The 14,334-nt window shown below is 72.4% G+C and carries 14 protein-coding genes and 1 riboswitch; of the genes, 2 read left to right on the plus strand and 12 right to left on the minus strand.

Annotation, left to right across the window (positions count from 1 at the left end):
* Window positions 1-257: 257 nt before the first annotated feature.
* The 3 genes from NOD94_RS00005 to NOD94_RS00015 are packed head-to-tail and all read right to left on the minus strand — an operon-like array spanning window position 258 to window position 2,928.
* Entirely contained in the window at window positions 258-923 is a 666-nt protein-coding gene (locus tag NOD94_RS00005; RefSeq protein ID WP_281203552.1) for a VWA domain-containing protein, read from the minus strand.
* Between the two features lie 26 nt (window positions 924-949).
* Window positions 950-1,444, minus strand: coding sequence for a hypothetical protein (locus NOD94_RS00010; RefSeq protein ID WP_281203553.1), 495 nt, complete (start codon window positions 1,442-1,444; stop codon window positions 950-952).
* A complete protein-coding gene (locus NOD94_RS00015; protein WP_281203554.1) occupies window positions 1,441-2,928 on the minus strand; it encodes a methyl-accepting chemotaxis protein in 1,488 nt (495 codons plus the stop codon). Before NOD94_RS00015 ends, NOD94_RS00010 begins: the two co-directional genes overlap by 4 nt.
* Before the next feature lie 169 nt (window positions 2,929-3,097).
* Here NOD94_RS00015 and NOD94_RS00020 point away from each other — a divergent pair, with 169 nt between their 5' ends.
* Complete coding sequence (locus tag NOD94_RS00020; RefSeq protein ID WP_281203555.1) at window positions 3,098-3,739, plus strand: tellurium resistance protein; 642 nt, start codon at window positions 3,098-3,100, stop codon at window positions 3,737-3,739.
* Between the two features lie 106 nt (window positions 3,740-3,845).
* On the opposite strand, the gene NOD94_RS00025 is transcribed toward NOD94_RS00020, so the two are convergent.
* The 7 genes from NOD94_RS00025 to NOD94_RS00055 all read right to left on the minus strand — a co-directional run bounded on the left by NOD94_RS00025 (window position 3,846) and on the right by NOD94_RS00055 (window position 11,224).
* Window positions 3,846-4,787: a Ppx/GppA phosphatase family protein gene (locus NOD94_RS00025; protein WP_281203556.1), complete on the minus strand. Its 942-nt coding sequence runs from the start codon at window positions 4,785-4,787 to the stop codon at window positions 3,846-3,848.
* Entirely contained in the window at window positions 4,784-5,338 is a 555-nt protein-coding gene (locus tag NOD94_RS00030; protein WP_281203557.1) for a DUF501 domain-containing protein, read from the minus strand. The genes NOD94_RS00025 and NOD94_RS00030 overlap by 4 nt, the downstream gene beginning before the upstream one ends.
* A 59-nt stretch (window positions 5,339-5,397) precedes the next feature.
* Window positions 5,398-5,886, minus strand: a complete 489-nt coding sequence (locus tag NOD94_RS00035) for a septum formation initiator family protein (protein ID WP_281203558.1) — start codon at window positions 5,884-5,886, stop codon at window positions 5,398-5,400.
* A 106-nt stretch (window positions 5,887-5,992) separates the two neighbouring features.
* Window positions 5,993-7,279 (minus strand): phosphopyruvate hydratase, encoded by a 1,287-nt coding sequence (eno, locus tag NOD94_RS00040; protein ID WP_281203559.1) that lies wholly within the window; start codon window positions 7,277-7,279, stop codon window positions 5,993-5,995.
* A 297-nt stretch (window positions 7,280-7,576) separates the two neighbouring features.
* Window positions 7,577-8,332 (minus strand): transglycosylase family protein, encoded by a 756-nt coding sequence (locus tag NOD94_RS00045; protein ID WP_281203560.1) that lies wholly within the window; start codon window positions 8,330-8,332, stop codon window positions 7,577-7,579.
* Between the two features lie 2 nt (window positions 8,333-8,334).
* Window positions 8,335-8,505: riboswitch (cyclic di-AMP (ydaO/yuaA leader) on the minus strand.
* 274 nt (window positions 8,506-8,779) lie between these two features.
* Window positions 8,780-9,835, minus strand: coding sequence for a transglycosylase family protein (locus NOD94_RS00050; RefSeq protein ID WP_281203561.1), 1,056 nt, complete (start codon window positions 9,833-9,835; stop codon window positions 8,780-8,782).
* 114 nt (window positions 9,836-9,949) lie between these two features.
* The gene (locus tag NOD94_RS00055) at window positions 9,950-11,224 is read right to left on the minus strand and encodes a cytochrome P450 (protein ID WP_281203562.1); all 1,275 of its coding nucleotides are present in this window, start codon (window positions 11,222-11,224) and stop codon (window positions 9,950-9,952) included.
* A 121-nt stretch (window positions 11,225-11,345) separates the two neighbouring features.
* Between NOD94_RS00055 and NOD94_RS00060 the strand changes: the two genes are divergently transcribed.
* The gene (locus tag NOD94_RS00060; RefSeq protein WP_281203708.1) at window positions 11,346-12,548 is read left to right on the plus strand and encodes a globin domain-containing protein; all 1,203 of its coding nucleotides are present in this window, start codon (window positions 11,346-11,348) and stop codon (window positions 12,546-12,548) included.
* Window positions 12,549-12,575: 27 nt separating this feature from the next.
* Here the strand turns inward: NOD94_RS00060 and NOD94_RS00065 are convergent, their stop codons facing one another.
* Both NOD94_RS00065 and NOD94_RS00070 read right to left on the minus strand, forming a co-directional pair.
* Window positions 12,576-13,643, minus strand: coding sequence for a nucleoside triphosphate pyrophosphohydrolase (locus tag NOD94_RS00065; protein WP_281203563.1), 1,068 nt, complete (start codon window positions 13,641-13,643; stop codon window positions 12,576-12,578).
* 28 nt (window positions 13,644-13,671) lie between these two features.
* Complete coding sequence (locus NOD94_RS00070; protein WP_281203564.1) at window positions 13,672-14,298, minus strand: SurA N-terminal domain-containing protein; 627 nt, start codon at window positions 14,296-14,298, stop codon at window positions 13,672-13,674.
* Window positions 14,299-14,334 lie beyond the last annotated feature (36 nt).

Consider the following 14,334-nt stretch of genomic DNA (forward strand, 5'->3'; position numbering starts at 1 on the left):
TTTTTAAAATTTTATTTGTTTTTAACAGTTTTGATCTCCCTAGCCCGGGGGCCCCCGGCCCCCCGGGCCGGACGGGTGGGCGGGCGCGGGCTCGGGGCTCTGTTCGGGGGCCGTCGGGGGTTCCTCCGGCGGGGCCGGGGGTGCCGTCGGCTCTCCCGGGGGCGGCGGCCCGTACGCCGGGTCGTGCGGGTGCTGGTGGTCGTACGGGGCGGCCCGTCGGTCCGCGGGGTCGGTCGTCTCCTGGTGCACGGCGCGCCTCAGAGCTTGTCGAGCGGGACGGTCATGAAGCCGGGCACGGTCTCGTCGATGACGAGGTTGAAGGTGTCGTTGCCGTTGGCCGCGATGCTGCTCGCCGAACGGACGATGGACCGGGTCAGGCTGGCCGCGAACTCGCGCAGGGCGGCGGCTGGAGAGACGTTCTTGTCCTCCTGGATGAAGGCGCGGAAGTTCGCGACGTGGCCGATCGTCGCCCGGTCGGCCTCGCCGATGCCGAAGGCGATGATGTTCGGCCGGTAACGCGCCTGGATGAGGTCCTGGTGGGCCTGGATCCAGTCCTCGTCGGTGGGTCCGCCGTCGGAGAGGAAGAAGGCCACCGGCCGGTACACGTCGTGCCCTTGCGCCTTCAGCGCGGCCACGTCCGTCTCGATGCAGCGCAGCAGCGTGCGGAAGGCCTCCCCGTACGCGGTCAGGCCTCCGGCCGACAGGGCCGGGAGGGTGTCGAGGTCGCTCAGGTCGGCCAGTGACTGGAGCACGGTGGCGTCGTCCGAGAAGCCGATCAGGCAGAAGCGGGTCTTGTCGGCGACCGTCGGGTTGGTGCTGATCTCCTTGTGGAGCTCCGGCAGGGCGCTGTTGATGCTGTCGATCGACGGTCCGGCCATCGAACCGGACTCGTCGCACACCAGGTAGAAGGGAAGGATCTGCACGGTCTCGCGCCTCCGGGGAGTGGGAGTCAGTAGGTGTAGAAGTAGATTTCGAGCTCGGCGTGGCCGCCCGCCGGGCCCTGTACGAAGAAGTCCCGGGTGGTGGCGCCGGTGAACATCTCCGGGCGGGCCTGGGCCAGCAGGGAGTTGACGCGGCGGGCGTAGTCGACGCCCGAGCCGACCTCCGGGCTGCGGCCGAAGGTGAGGACGAAGGCCGCGGTGCGGCCCTTGTGCGCCTCCGTCCTCTCCCTGAGCTGGCGCACGATGCGGTCCGTGTCGCCGGAGGCGGCGTCGAACGCGAGTTCCACGGCCTGCCGCTCGACGGCGCGGGGCCCCGAGGGGGTCGGCGAGGGGCTCGGGGAGGCGCTCGGGCTCGGGGAGGGCCCCGGCTTCCTCGCCGTGGCGGCCTTCACCGGATCGCCCTGATCCCCCATCGCCACCAGGGCCAGGACCAGGAGCATGTCGGCGAACAGCCAGCCGGCGAGCGTCAGCGGATCGAACCGCGGCCGTCGCGGCCTCGTCATCGGGCGTCCGCCCGGGGCTGGTCCGCGGCCCGCTCGTGGTGGCCTTCGTCGGCCTTGGCCAGGTTCACGGCGGGCTCGCGAGCGGCCGGAGCGGAGAGCGGAACCGGGCGGAACGGGCCCGCGGTCGCGTCGGCCGGAACCGGAACCGGCACCGCGTCGGCCGGGACAGCGTCGGCCGGAATCGGAACCGCGTCGGCCGGCACCGCGTCGGTCCGGATCGCGGCGGTCGGGGCCGCGGCGGCGAAGTCGGCGGCGGCCCGCGAGACGGCCTCGGCGAGCTCCGCGAAGCGTTCGGCGGCCCGGCGCAGCGCCTCCGTCTGCCCGTCCAGCCCGAGGACCGCCCGCTGCGAGAGCGTCACCGCCTCGGCCGTGCTCTCCGTGACCTCGCCCAGGCGGGCGAGGACCCGGGCCGAGACGTCCGCCGCGACCTCGGTCCCGGTGGTGAACGACCGCTGTGCGGCCGCGAGTACGGTCACCGAGTCCTCGACCCGTTCGCCGGCCGCGCCCAGGGCGTCCCGTACCTCGCCGTTGACCGCGCGTACGTCCTCCAGTGCCCGGCGCACCATGACGCCGCTGCCGTTCACGGCGGATTCCAGGAGGGCGCCGCTGCGCTCCAGCGGTTCGTTCAGCGACTCGACGGCCTTGCTCACCTCCGCGCCGTTGGCCGTCACGGCGGTTTCGACCCGGCCGACCGCCTGCTCCAGCGGGAGCACCGCGGCGTCGACGGAGGCGAGGCGGTTGCCCGCGTTCTCGACCGCGTCGGACACGGCGGTGACGGCCGTGTTCAACTGCCGGTGGGCGCGGACCGCCTTGTCGCCGAGCTTGCCGAGGGTGGTGGCCGCCGCGGTGAGTTCGGCGGCGAACCGCTGCGGGGAGGACAGCCGCCGCTCGTTGAGCAGCAGCTGGGCCCGGGTCAGTACGGGCACCAACCGCGCGAGCAGGTCGTCCGCGGTGCGGCGGGCCGTGTCGGCCCGGCGTTCCGTCCGGGTCCGGCGGACCCCGTGGACCGCGGCGAGCAGCACCAGGAGGAAGATCACCGCGGTGGCGGAGCCGGCGACGTGTCCGAAGGTGGACCAGGCCGCGAGCCGGCCCTCGAAGCCGGACTGCCAGAGCTGGAGGAAGGGGCGCCCGGCGGCTGCCGGGTCCTCGCCGATGAGTGCCTCGTAGGCGCTGGTGGCGCGGGAGAGGCCTAACCAGGTGAGGAGCAGCGGCAGGAACACCAGGGAGCCGATGCCCACTTCCAGGCCGGCCCACGCCCGGTGTTCCGGTTCCTCCTCCAGGACGGCCCGTACGCTCTCCTCCCGGGCGAAGGCCTGGAGGAGGTCGAGTTCGGTCCAGGGTTCCAGGTCCCCGTCGCCGAGCCCCCGGAGGGCGTCGGCGAGTGATGTCAGCTCGTCCCGCCGGGAACCGAGTCCCGGGTGTGCGGCGAGGTCGTCGAGCTGTGCGGCGACCGAGGAAGCCGTCGCCAGTGCCCCAACGGGCATTTCCACCCCCATGGAAGACGCGGGGTGGCGAGCCGTACGTCCGAACGGCCGCACGAAAGCCGCGGCCCACCCCCTGCCCGCCCGGGTGGCGACCCGGAGCGGCGCGCTCGGATCATAGCCCAGCCCGACGATCCGTCATATGATCCCCCATCATCTGATCGGGGGAGAGATGGGCTCAGCAGACCGCCCGCGCGGAGTGATCAGGCTCCGCGGCGAAGAGGGCGCCGCACCCGTACTCACGCGGGCCTCCCCGCGGGCGCGGATCCGGGGACGGGGCACCCTGCGGGCGAACCTGAACTGGCTGCCCGCGGCCCGCGCGGACGTGAACCTGTGCGCCCTCGCGCAGTTCCGGGACGGGCGGGCGACCGTCGTGCAGGCGCTGGGCGGCGACTTCGGGTCGCTCACCGAGTGGCCCCACCTCGCGCTCGACCACGACGACCGCACCGGCGACTCCTCGGACGGGGAGACCCTGCGGGTGAACCTCGCCCACCGCGACCTGTTCGCGCGGCTGCTGTTCTTCGTCTACGTCTACGAGGGCTCGGCCGACTTCCGCCGGCTCGGGGCCACCGTCGACGTGACCGAGCCCTCCGGTCCGGGCTGCCGGATCCTGCTGGACGACTCCCCGGCCGGGGCGACGGGCTGCACGATCGCGATCGCGGTCCCGGACGGGGACGCCCTGACGGTGCGCCGCGAGGTGAACTGGTACGCGCCGGACGGGGATCGGAACGTCCACGAGCTGATCGACCGGCGGTACGGCTTCGGCCTGAACTGGGTCCGCGCCACGAAACCCCCGCTGGACCGCCGCCCCTGACCCCCCGCGACAGCCCTGCGACGGTAGGCGGCGCCGTGGGCCGACGCGCGTCCGCCGACGGCGCCGGCCGCCCGTGGGCGGGGCGGCGCCGTCGGACGGGCGGGTATCAGGCCAGGGACCAGGCGATGCCGTCGAGGATGTCGTGTTCCGAGACCACGACCTCGCGCGCTCCGGTGCGCTCCATGATCGCGAGGAGGACCAGGGCGCCCGCGCCGATGACGTCCACCCGGCCGGGGTGCATCACGGGGATCGCCGAGCGCTCCGCGTGGGTGGAGCCCAGCATGCGCTCGGTGATCTCGCGGACCTGCTCGTAGGGGATCCGGGAGTGGTGGATCGCCTCGGAGTCGTACGCGCCCAGGCCGAGGGCGATGGCGGCGACCGTGGTCACCGAGCCGGCCAGGCCGACCAGGGTGCGTGCCTCGGCGAGCGGGACCGTCTCCGCCGCCAGGTCGAGCGCCGCCTCGATGTCGGCCCGTACGGCGGCGATCTGCGCCGCGGTGGGCGGGTCTGTGATCCGGCCGTCCACCATGAGGTGGCGCTCTGTCATCCGGACGCAGCCGACGTCCACGGAACGGGCCGCCCGGACGTGTTCCTCGCCGACGACGAACTCGGTGGAACCGCCACCGATGTCCACGACCAGGAAGGGCCGCTCCAGCTCCCCCGCGCCGGTGAGGTCCTTGGTGGCGCCGGTGAAGGAGAACTCCGCCTCCTGGTCCCCGGAGATCACCTCGGGCTCGACGCCCAGGATGTCGAGCACGCCGCGGACGAAGTCGTCCCGGTTCTCGGCGTCCCGCGAGGCCGAGGTGGCCACGAAGCGGACCCGCTCGGCGCCGAGGTCCTTGATCACCGCGGCGTACTCGCGGCAGGCGGCGAAGGTGCGCTCCAGCGCGTCCGGTGCGAGCCGGCCGGTGCGGTCCACGCCCTGGCCGAGCCGGACGATGGTCATGCGGCGGTCCAGCTCGGTCATGGCGCCCGTGGCGGGGTCGCAGTCCGCGACGAGCAGGCGGATGGAGTTGGTACCGCAGTCGATGCCCGCGACCCGGGTCACAGGGAACCCTCGCCCTTCTCCTCGGCCTTCCGCTCCCCGCAGGGGGTGACGCAGGCGCCCTTGGCCCACCACTCGGGCAGCATCGCCAGGGCCTCGTCGCCGAACGGGTTCACGCCGGGGCCCGCGGCCAGGGAGTGGCCGACGAGCACGTGCAGGCACTTGACCCGGTCGGGCATGCCGCCGGCGCTCGGGAAGCCCTGGAGCACGTCGATGGCGTCGCGGCGCCGGATGTAGTCCTCGTGCGCGGCCCGGTAGGCGGCGGCGAGTTCCGGGTCCTCGGCGAGCCGGGCCTGCATCTCCTTCATCACGCCGTTGGCCTCCAGCGTGCCGATCGCGGAGGCCGCGCGCGGGCACGTCAAGTAGTACAGCGTCGGGAAGGGGGTGCCGTCGGGGAGCCGGGGCGCGGTCTCGACGACGTCCGGCTGCCCGCAGGGGCAGCGGTGCGCGATGGCGCGCAGTCCGCGCGGGGGGCGGCCGAGCTGCTGCTCGAACGCCTCGATGTCCGCGTCGGTCGGCTCGGTCCGGTCGGTCTGGGGCGGGGGCGTCTGCATGCCTGGAGGAAGTCTCTTCGGTCTCGTGGGTGGTGGGTGCGGGACGGGCGGGTACGCGTTCAGTCGCCGGGGCGGTCGGCCTTGTCGACCCCGTCCCAGACGTTGGAGTACCAGGGGCGGTCGGAACCGGCCTCCCCGCCGCGGCGGCGCTCCGAGGCCTCGGCCCCGGGGTCGTTCATGATGTAGCCGGTCTCGCCCGGACGCAGGAAGTGCAGGTGCTTGCGCGCCTGCTGCTCCGCGTAGGCCGGGTCCTGCCAGCGGGCCTTCTCGTCACGGAGCTGTTCGAGGCGCTTGTACGCGTCGACCGCGCCCCGTTGCTGGTCCGCGATCTCCGAGCGCTGGGATACGTACTGGCGCATCGGGTACGCGAGGGCGACGACCAGGGTACAGAGGACGAGGACGAGCAGTGCGGCCCGGCCGGTGAGCCGGCTGCGGCGGACCTGGCGCCGCGACTGGGAGCGGTAGACGTGCGCGGCGGTCCGCTCACCGAGCTGCTTGAGCCTGGTCGCCGTCGAGAAGGTGGAGAACCGGTCCCGGTTCTCGGCCATGGTCCCGCCTCCCCTGAGTGCGCGCTACGCAATACGTCCCCGCACACGGTACGGGACCGAGTGCGGGGACGTACGGAGGCCGGCGCCGCGAGGCGCTGATTGGCCCTTAGCCCTTGAAGCGCGGGAAGGCGGAGCGGCCCGCGTACACGGCGGCGTCGTCGAGGATCTCCTCGATGCGCAGCAGCTGGTTGTACTTGGCGACGCGGTCCGAGCGGGCCGGGGCGCCGGTCTTGATCTGGCCGCAGTTCACGGCGACGGCGAGGTCGGCGATGGTGACGTCCTCGGTCTCGCCGGAGCGGTGCGACATCATGCACTTGAAGCCGTTGCGCTGGGCCATCTCGACGGCGTCGAGGGTCTCGGTCAGCGAACCGATCTGGTTCACCTTCACGAGCAGGGCGTTCGCGGAGCCCTCCTCGATGCCGCGGGCCAGGCGCTCCGGGTTGGTGACGAAGAGGTCGTCGCCGACGATCTGGACCTTGGTGCCCAGCTTGTCGGTGAGGGTCTTCCAGCCGGCCCAGTCGTCCTCGTACAGCGGGTCCTCGATGGAGACCATCGGGTACGCGGAGACGAGCTCCTCGTAGTACTCGGTCATCTCGGCGGCCGAGCGGGACTGGCCCTCGAACTCGTACTTGCCGTCCTTGTAGAACTCGGACGCGGCGACGTCGAGCGCGAGCGCGATGTCCTTGCCCGGAACGTAGCCGGCCTGCTTGATGGCCTCGACGATGAGGTCGAGCGCGGCGCGGTTGGACTCCAGGTTCGGGGCGAAGCCGCCCTCGTCACCGAGGCCGGTGGAGAGGCCCTTGGTGTGGAGGACCTTCTTGAGGGTGTGGTAGACCTCGGCACCCCAACGCAGCGCCTCGGAGAAGGACTCCGCGCCGATCGGGGCGATCATGAACTCCTGGATGTCCACGTTGGAGTCGGCGTGCGACCCACCGTTGAGGATGTTCATCATCGGAACGGGCAGCAGGTGCGCGTTCGGGCCGCCGAGGTAGCGGAAGAGCGGCAGGTCCGAGGCCTCGGACGCGGCGTGCGCGACGGCGAGGGACACGCCGAGGATGGCGTTGGCGCCGAGGGAGCCCTTGTTCTCGGTGGCGTCCAGGTCGAACATGGCCTGGTCGATCAGGCGCTGCTCGGTGGCGTCGTAGCCGACGAGCTCCGGGCCGATCTGCTCGATGACGGCGAGGACGGCCTTCTCGACACCCTTGCCGAAGTAACGGTTGGGGTCACCGTCACGCAGCTCGATGGCCTCGAATGCGCCGGTGGAGGCGCCGGACGGAACTGCAGCACGGCCGGTGCTGCCATCGTCGAGGCCCACCTCGACCTCGACCGTGGGGTTGCCTCGGGAGTCCAGGATTTCCCGGGCTACGACGACGTCGATGGACGGCACGAGCATCTCCTTCTGGGATGTGACGCTGGGTGTGCGGTGGCGTGTCAGGCCGTGGGATGGCCTTGCCGCCTAGAGCCTAACCGGCTCCGGGCACTGGGCCCGCCGACCGCCCGGGTCCTGGGACGAAATAGGGGCTGAATGCCCCTCTTCCAGGACATAGGTCTCTTGAACAATCGGGCTCCGGCCCGCGAAGGGCCGGTCGGACCGGCCCCGGAACATGCCGCCGCCCGGCGCGTGAGGGGATACGCGCCGGGCGGTGGGCATGATGCGGAGGCCGCGGGTGATGCGGCGTTATGCCGGAATTCAGCTGAGCTTCAGCTTCTGACCCGGGAAGATCAGGTCCGCGTCCTTGACGGTGTCGTTGTTCAGCTGGAAGAGCTTCTCCCAGCCACCCTTGACGCCGTTCGCCTGGGCGATGGTGCCCAGGGTGTCGCCGGCCTTGACCACGTAGGTGCCGTTGCCGGTCGCCGGGGCCTCGGTCTTGGGGGCCTGCGGCTTGACGGCCGGGGTCTCGACGCGCTCGGAGCGCGAGACCGGAACGTCGGTGCGCTTCGGCTCGGCCTTCGGCGTGGACGGCTTGGCGGGCGTGGCCGGCTTCGCGGGCTTCGCCGGCTGGGCGGGCTTGGCCGGCTTCGTCTCGGGCTTCGGCTTGGCGGGCGTGGTGGTCGAGCCGCCGCCGTTGTACGCGGAGTTGGACAGGCCCTTGCCGCAGTGCGGCCAGGCGCCCTTGCCCTGGCCCTTGAGGACCTTCTCGGCGATGGCTATCTGCTGGGACTTGCTGGCCTGGTTGGCCGTCGCGGCGTACGCCTTGCCGCCGTAGCCGGCCCAGGTGGAGGCCGAGAACTGCAGGCCGCCGTAGTAACCGTTGCCGGTGTTGATGGCCCAGTTGCCACCGGACTCGCACTGCGCGACCTTGTCCCACTCGGAGACGGTCGCGGCGCTCGCGGTACCGGCGGCCATCAGCGGGGCCGCGACGGCGACACCGGCGACACCGGCGAGCGTGACGATACGGACGGCCTTGGAGCCGCGACGGTGCTTGCCCTTGCCGGAAAGCAGCATGGATTTCTCCTCACCGACGCCTTCGAGGTGAGCTGTCGGGTTCGGGCGGATGAGTTGCCCGGTCACGTGTCGAGCACGTGGCTTAACCCCAAGCCGGTACGCGGCCGTCTCTCAACGGCCTCTCCCGGCGCCTACCTTGGTTCCCCCGCTCCTGCCTTCGGCGCTTGCGCGACGACTGTTCCCCCCGTCCGCCGGCAGGATTCGGCGATGCGGTCGAAGGAGCCCGCGGTGGCGAGCGACTCAGAAGGTAGACAGGTCTCCCCCTGATGTTCAACGCGCGACATCAGGGAGAAACCGGCCTACTTGCCATCCTCAAAAGTACGTTTACGCAGGTGAGGGGCGGGTTTGTGGAAGTTCCGGAATGAGACACGCCAGTTGATCGGAAGAGACGCATGTCTCATTTGCCGATAACGGACATTCAACTCTTTCCGGATGGCCGAACTGCCCCTATTCCTTGGTTAGATCCAGGTTCTGACCCGGCTTGATGAGGTCGGCGTTGCCTCCGATGACCTGCTCGTTGGCCGCGTACAGCTCGCCCCAACCACCCTTGAGGCCCTTGGCGTCGGCGATCGCGGTGAGGCTGTCGCCGGCCTTCACGGTGTACGAGGGGCTCGACGCGGCGTCAGGAGCGCCCGGCGCCTCGACGGCTGCCGGACCGCGGTGCTTGCCCGCTCCGTCGACCACACCGGCGGGCACGGCCGTGGGCGTGGCACCCGGGGTGAGCGGTGCGGCGGGGGCCGTCGGGTCCACCGGCGCGGTGGGGGTGCCCGGAACGGTCGGGGTACCGGGGGCCGTCGGGTCCGCCGGGCCGGTGGGGGCCGTGGTGGGCGGGGTCGTGGTGGGCGGCACGGTCGTCGGCGGGGCCGTCGGGTCCGCGGACGGGGCCGGGGAGTCGGGATCGGGCATGACGGGCAGTCCACTGGTGGGGCCCAGCGGGTAGTCCGGCAGGCCGGTCGGGCCGGTGGACGGGCCCTGCGAGCCCTGCTGCCCCGGCTGCGGGGTCGGGGCCCCGAAGTCGACTGCGGGCTCGGAGCCGACGACGGGCACCGAACCGTCGGGCCGGACCGGGGCGGGAGCGACCGGGCCGGCGGGCCCGGGGTCGCCCGGGTCCACGGCGGCGGCCGGGCTTTGCTGCGTCAGGCCGGCCGAGGCCGCGCACAGCGGCCACGCCTGGGGGCCCTGCGAGGCCAGCACCTTCTCGCCGACGGCTATCTGCTGGGAGCGGCTGGCGAGGTCCGGGCGCTCCGCGTAGGCGAGTCCGCCCGCGTTCCTCCACTGCTCCTGGGTGAACTGGAGCCCGCCGTACTCACCGCTGCCGTAGTTGGCACTCCAGGTGCCGTCGCTCTCGCAGTCGGCGACCTTGTCCCACGTGCTCGTGTCGGCCGCGCTCGCGTTCGTGGCGGCGAGCAGGGGCAGGGCGAGTGCGGAGCCGGTGACTCCGGCGGTGACGACCAGGGCGGGTACCTGGCGGGGGCGTCTGTGGCGGCCGTTCCCGGAACGCATGAGGCTGCACCTTTCGCATAACGGCGGGGTAACGGCAGAACCTAGCGGCCTTCGAACGATTGTCACAAGTTCGGCAGGTGACTGACGTGTGATCAGACGGCGTCGGAAAGCGCCTCAGTTGTTTCGGGGTGTGAAGCGAACCGGAAGCGTGCGCAGGCCACGCATGATGAGTCCGCCGCGCCAGCGCAGGTCCGTGGGGGGAACGGCAAGTTCCAGATCCGGCAGACGCGTCAGCAAAGTCGCGAGCGCCGTCTGCCCTTCGAGCCGGGCGAGCGGAGCGCCGAGGCAGTAGTGGATCCCGTGGCCGTACCCGAGGTGTTGGTTGTCACCGCGGGACAGGTCCAGGGTGTCCGGGTCGGCGAACCGCTCGGGGTCGCGGTCGGCCGCCGCGAGGACCACCAGCACGGGGTCGCCGGCCGCGATCTCCTGCCCGCCGAGGGTCAGCGGCACGGTCGCGAACCGCCAGGTCGCCAGCTCCACCGGGCCGTCGTAGCGCAGCAGTTCCTCGACGCCGGTCTCCAGCAGGCCGCTCTCACCGGCCGCGAGGGAGGCCTGGAGGCGCTCGCGCTGCTCGGGGTTCATGAAGAGGGAGTGGACGCCGTTGCCGATGAGGTTCACGGTCGTCTCGAAGCCGGCGAACAGGAGGATGAACGCCATCGCCGTGGCCTCGGCCTCGGTGAGGTGGTCGCCGTGGTCACTTGCCCGGATCAGGTCGGAGATGAGGTCATTGCCCAGGTCGTCCCGTTTCCGGTGGATGAGTTCCCCGAGATAGGTGCGCATCTGCTTGACCGAGCGGGCGACCCCGCCGCGCGGACCGCCGCCGTGGCGGATCATCATCCCGGCCCAGTCGCGGAAGTCGTCCTGGTCCTCGCGCGGTACGCCGAGCATCTCGCAGATGGCGTAGATGGGGAGCGGGAAGGCGAACTCGTGGATGAGGTCGGCCTCCCCCTTCGCGGCGAAGGCGTCGATCAGGTGGTCGGTGAGCTCCTGCACGCGCGGGGTGAACTCGGCGACGCGGCGCGGGGTGAACGCCTTCGACACCAGCCGGCGCAGGCGCGTGTGGTCCGGCGGGTCGATGTTCAGCAGGTGCGTCATCAGCTCCGCCTTGCGCTCCCCCGGGATGCCGGTCTTCCCCTTGGCGTGCGCGGGTTCGGCGTGGTGCGCCGGGTTCTTGCTGAGGCGCTGGTCGGCGAGGGCCTGCCGGGCGTCGGCGTAGCGGGTGACCAGCCAGGCCTCGACCCCGCTGGGGAGCTTGGTGCGGTGCACCGGGGAGTGCTCGCGCAGCCAGGCGTAGGCGGGGTAGGGGTCGGTCGCGAACTCCCAGTCGAAGAGGGTCGGCCCCTCGGTGGAGGGGGAATCGGCCGGGGTCGCGGAGGTCTGCTCATGCACCCGCAGACCGTATCCCGGACCGTACCGGCGATCCGGTATGGGGTGTTCGTCGCGGCTGTCCGTAGATCGTCCATCCCTTGACGTCCCGTTCCCCGCCGTTCCTACTTTCGGTTTTGTGGATGTGAGGATCTTGAAAAGTAGCTTCGCGGTGGTGGAGAGGAGGGCCGAGCACGCGGTCAAGTACTTCTACTCCCACCTGTTCTGGCACAACCCCGGGATCCGTGAGCTCTTCCCGCCCGCCCCGCAGGACATGGAGCGGCAGCGGGACCGGCTCTTCGCGGCCCTCACCCATGTCATCTCGCGCCTGGAGGACGAGACCCTCGTTCCCTACCTCCGCGACCTCGGCCGCGACCACCGCAAGTTCCTCGTCGGCCCCGAGCACTACGCGGCCGTCGGCGCCAGCCTGCTGGCCGCGCTCGCCGAGACCTCCGGCGAGGCCTGGAGCCCGGCCACCGAGAAGGCCTGGGCGGAGGCCTACCAGGTGATCGCCGACGTGATGACGGCCGGCGCCGCAGCCGACGACTCGCCGCCCTGGTGGGACGCCGAGATCGTCCGGCACCTCCAGTACGGGGAGGACATCGCCGTACTGACCCTGAGGCCGCACGCCCCCCTCCCCCACCTCCCCGGCCAGTACGTGAGCGTGAGCAGCGCGCGCGTGCCGACCACCTGGCGCACGTACTCGCTGGGCAACGCGCCCCGCGCCGACGGCACCGTCGACCTCCACGTCAGCCGCATCGAGGGCGGCCGGCTCAGCACCGCGCTGGTCCGCGAGGTCCGGCCCGGCGAGCGGCTGCGACTCGGCGCCCCCGGCGGGGCGTTGACCCTGCGCCGCGCGGACCGGCCGATCACCCTCATCGCCGCCGGGACCGGCTGGGCGCCCGTCCGCGCCATGCTGGAGGACCTGGTGGAACGCCCTCCCGATCACGACGTACGGCTCTTCGCGGTCGCCCGGGACTCCGCGCACCTCTACGACCGGCCGCTCATCGACGCGTACGCCGCCGCCCTGAGCTGGCTCGCCGTCACCTACATCACGCCCGCCCCGGGCCGGCACCGCAACCAGGCGACCGACCGGCTGGCGACCGCGCTCAGCAACCGGGGGCTGTGGCGGGAGCAGGACGTCTACCTCAGCGGGCCGCCGCAGTTCGTCGACGAGACCGTTCAGCTGCTGGAAGGGCTCGGGGCCCGACCCGACCGCCTCTTCCACGACGTCGTTCCCCCCGTCGGCGCCGCCCCGAACCGGCCGACGGGCTTCGGCGAGTGGTTCCTGGACCGGCCCGCCCCGCACTGGCACAACCCGTCGGGACGCTCCCCGCGCGAGGACTGAGGGCCGCCCGGCTCCTGCGCCGGAGCGCTACGCGACGCCCTCGGCCGCCCGGATCGCGTCCCGGTAGGCGCGGGCCGCCGCGCGCAGCGCGGTCTCGGGGTCGGTTCCCGCCTCCTCGGCGCGGGCCGCCAGCGCCAGCAGCTCGTAGCCGATCCCCTCGCCCCGGGGCAGCTCCACGGGAAGGCCCGCCGCGCGGACCCGACCCGCCAGCTTGGCGGCGAGCGCGAGACCCGGCTGGGCGAGCGGGATCCCGTCGGTCACCGACGCGCGCTGCTTCTCGACGGCCTTCGTGGCCTGCCAGTGCGCGTGGACCTCCTCCGGGGTGTCGGCCTTCTCGTCGCCGAAGACGTGCGGGTGCCGGCGGATCAGCTTGTCGACGAGGTCGCCGGCCACGTCGTCGATCGAGAACGGCCCGTCGCCCTCGTCGCCGTCGTCATCGCCCTCGGCGGCGTCCCGCGCGCCCTCCTGCGCGATGCGGGCGTGGAAGACGACCTGGAGGAGGACGTCGCCGAGTTCCTCGCGCAGTTCGGCGCGGTCCCCGCCCTCGATGGCCTCCACCAGCTCGTACGCCTCCTCCAGCGCGTACTTCACCAGCCCCTCGTGGGTCTGCCGGGAGGTCCAGGGGCACTCGCGCCGGACCCGGTCCATCACCTGGACCACGTCGAGCAGCCGGGCCCCGGGCAGGTCGTACGAGCCGGGCAGCAGCTCCAGGTCCGGCATGGAGACGCGGCCGGAACCGGCGAGGCGGGCCAGTCCGTCGGTGAGCCGGCCGTCGCCCTCCCCGCCCGGGATCACCACGACCGTGCGGCCCCCGGCGCAGGCCTCGACCAGCTCGTGCGCGTCGGGGGCCGTCCGCTCGACGGTCACGCCCGCCTCGCGCAGGTACGGCAGCTGCGGATGATCCGGGTCGGCGCACAGCACCCGGTCCGCGCCGTGCAGGGTCTGCCACGCGGGCCAGGACAGCAGTCCGGGGGCGACCCGGTGGCTCGCGGTCAGCAGGACGATGCGGCCCGCGGGCTCGGTGCCCTCCCCGTCGGCGGGGCCGGCGGGGAGGGGAGCGGCGGCGGTGGCGGGTTCGGCGGTGTGGTCGGTCACCCTCCGAACCTACCTCCGCCGCGCGGGCTCAGGCCCCGGCGGGGGGAGCCTGCTCGGGCCGGGTGCGCTGGGTGATCCACGGGGTCTCCTGGTCGCCGAGCAGGATCTGCTGGGCGTCCCACCGGCCGTAGCGCGGGTTGACCTCGATGTCGAGGGCCTTCGCGGCCGCGCCGAGCTGGGCCAGGGCCTTCTCCTGGCTGCCGTAGTGCGCGAAGAGCTTGTCGCGCAGCAGCTTGAAGCGGGCGTCGGCGTCCATCTGGCCGGGCGCCAGCTGCGCCTGCTGGAGGGCGGCCGCCTCCAGGGTCTTCTCGTCGCCCGCCTGCTGGAGCTGGGCCTTGCGGACGCCCTCGATCTCCTTGGTGGTCACCGACACCCCGGCGGCCTCGGCGGCCCGCTCCAGGACGGCGCTCTGGATCATCTTGTTGAGTTTGGTGCGTTCCAGGCCGGCGGTGGCCTCGATGAGTTGGGCGCCCTGCTCGGAACGGTTCTGCGCGGTGCGGACGTCGTTCACCTGGGCCTGGAGCGCGGAGGTGGTGATCCGTTCCCCGCCGACGACGGCCGCGGTGCCGGGGCGGGTCCCGCCCGAGCAGGCCGACAGCAGGGGGGCCGCCACGAGCAGGGCGGCGGAGACGGAGAGCGCTGTGCGACGGTGCAAAGGAGCCTCCAGGGCCGGGAGATTGTGCGTCGGTGC

The organism is Streptomyces sp. Isolate_45 (genome assembly GCF_024721315.2).
Taxonomy (GTDB): domain Bacteria; phylum Actinomycetota; class Actinomycetes; order Streptomycetales; family Streptomycetaceae; genus Streptomyces.

Excerpts from the sequence above, each read along its gene's own strand:
- NOD94_RS00010 (WP_281203553.1), bottom strand. The coding sequence starts at position 1,444 with ATGACGAGGCCGCGACGGCCGCGGTTCGATCCGCTGACGCTCGCCGGC.
- NOD94_RS00015 (WP_281203554.1), bottom strand. The coding sequence starts at position 2,928 with ATGCCCGTTGGGGCACTGGCGACGGCTTCCTCGGTCGCCGCACAGCTC.
- NOD94_RS00020 (WP_281203555.1), top strand. The coding sequence starts at position 3,098 with ATGGGCTCAGCAGACCGCCCGCGCGGAGTGATCAGGCTCCGCGGCGAA.
- NOD94_RS00030 (WP_281203557.1), bottom strand. The coding sequence starts at position 5,338 with ATGCAGACGCCCCCGCCCCAGACCGACCGGACCGAGCCGACCGACGCG.
- NOD94_RS00035 (WP_281203558.1), bottom strand. The coding sequence starts at position 5,886 with ATGGCCGAGAACCGGGACCGGTTCTCCACCTTCTCGACGGCGACCAGG.
- eno (WP_281203559.1), bottom strand. The coding sequence starts at position 7,279 with ATGCTCGTGCCGTCCATCGACGTCGTCGTAGCCCGGGAAATCCTGGAC.
- NOD94_RS00045 (WP_281203560.1), bottom strand. The coding sequence starts at position 8,332 with ATGCTGCTTTCCGGCAAGGGCAAGCACCGTCGCGGCTCCAAGGCCGTC.
- NOD94_RS00050 (WP_281203561.1), bottom strand. The coding sequence starts at position 9,835 with ATGCGTTCCGGGAACGGCCGCCACAGACGCCCCCGCCAGGTACCCGCC.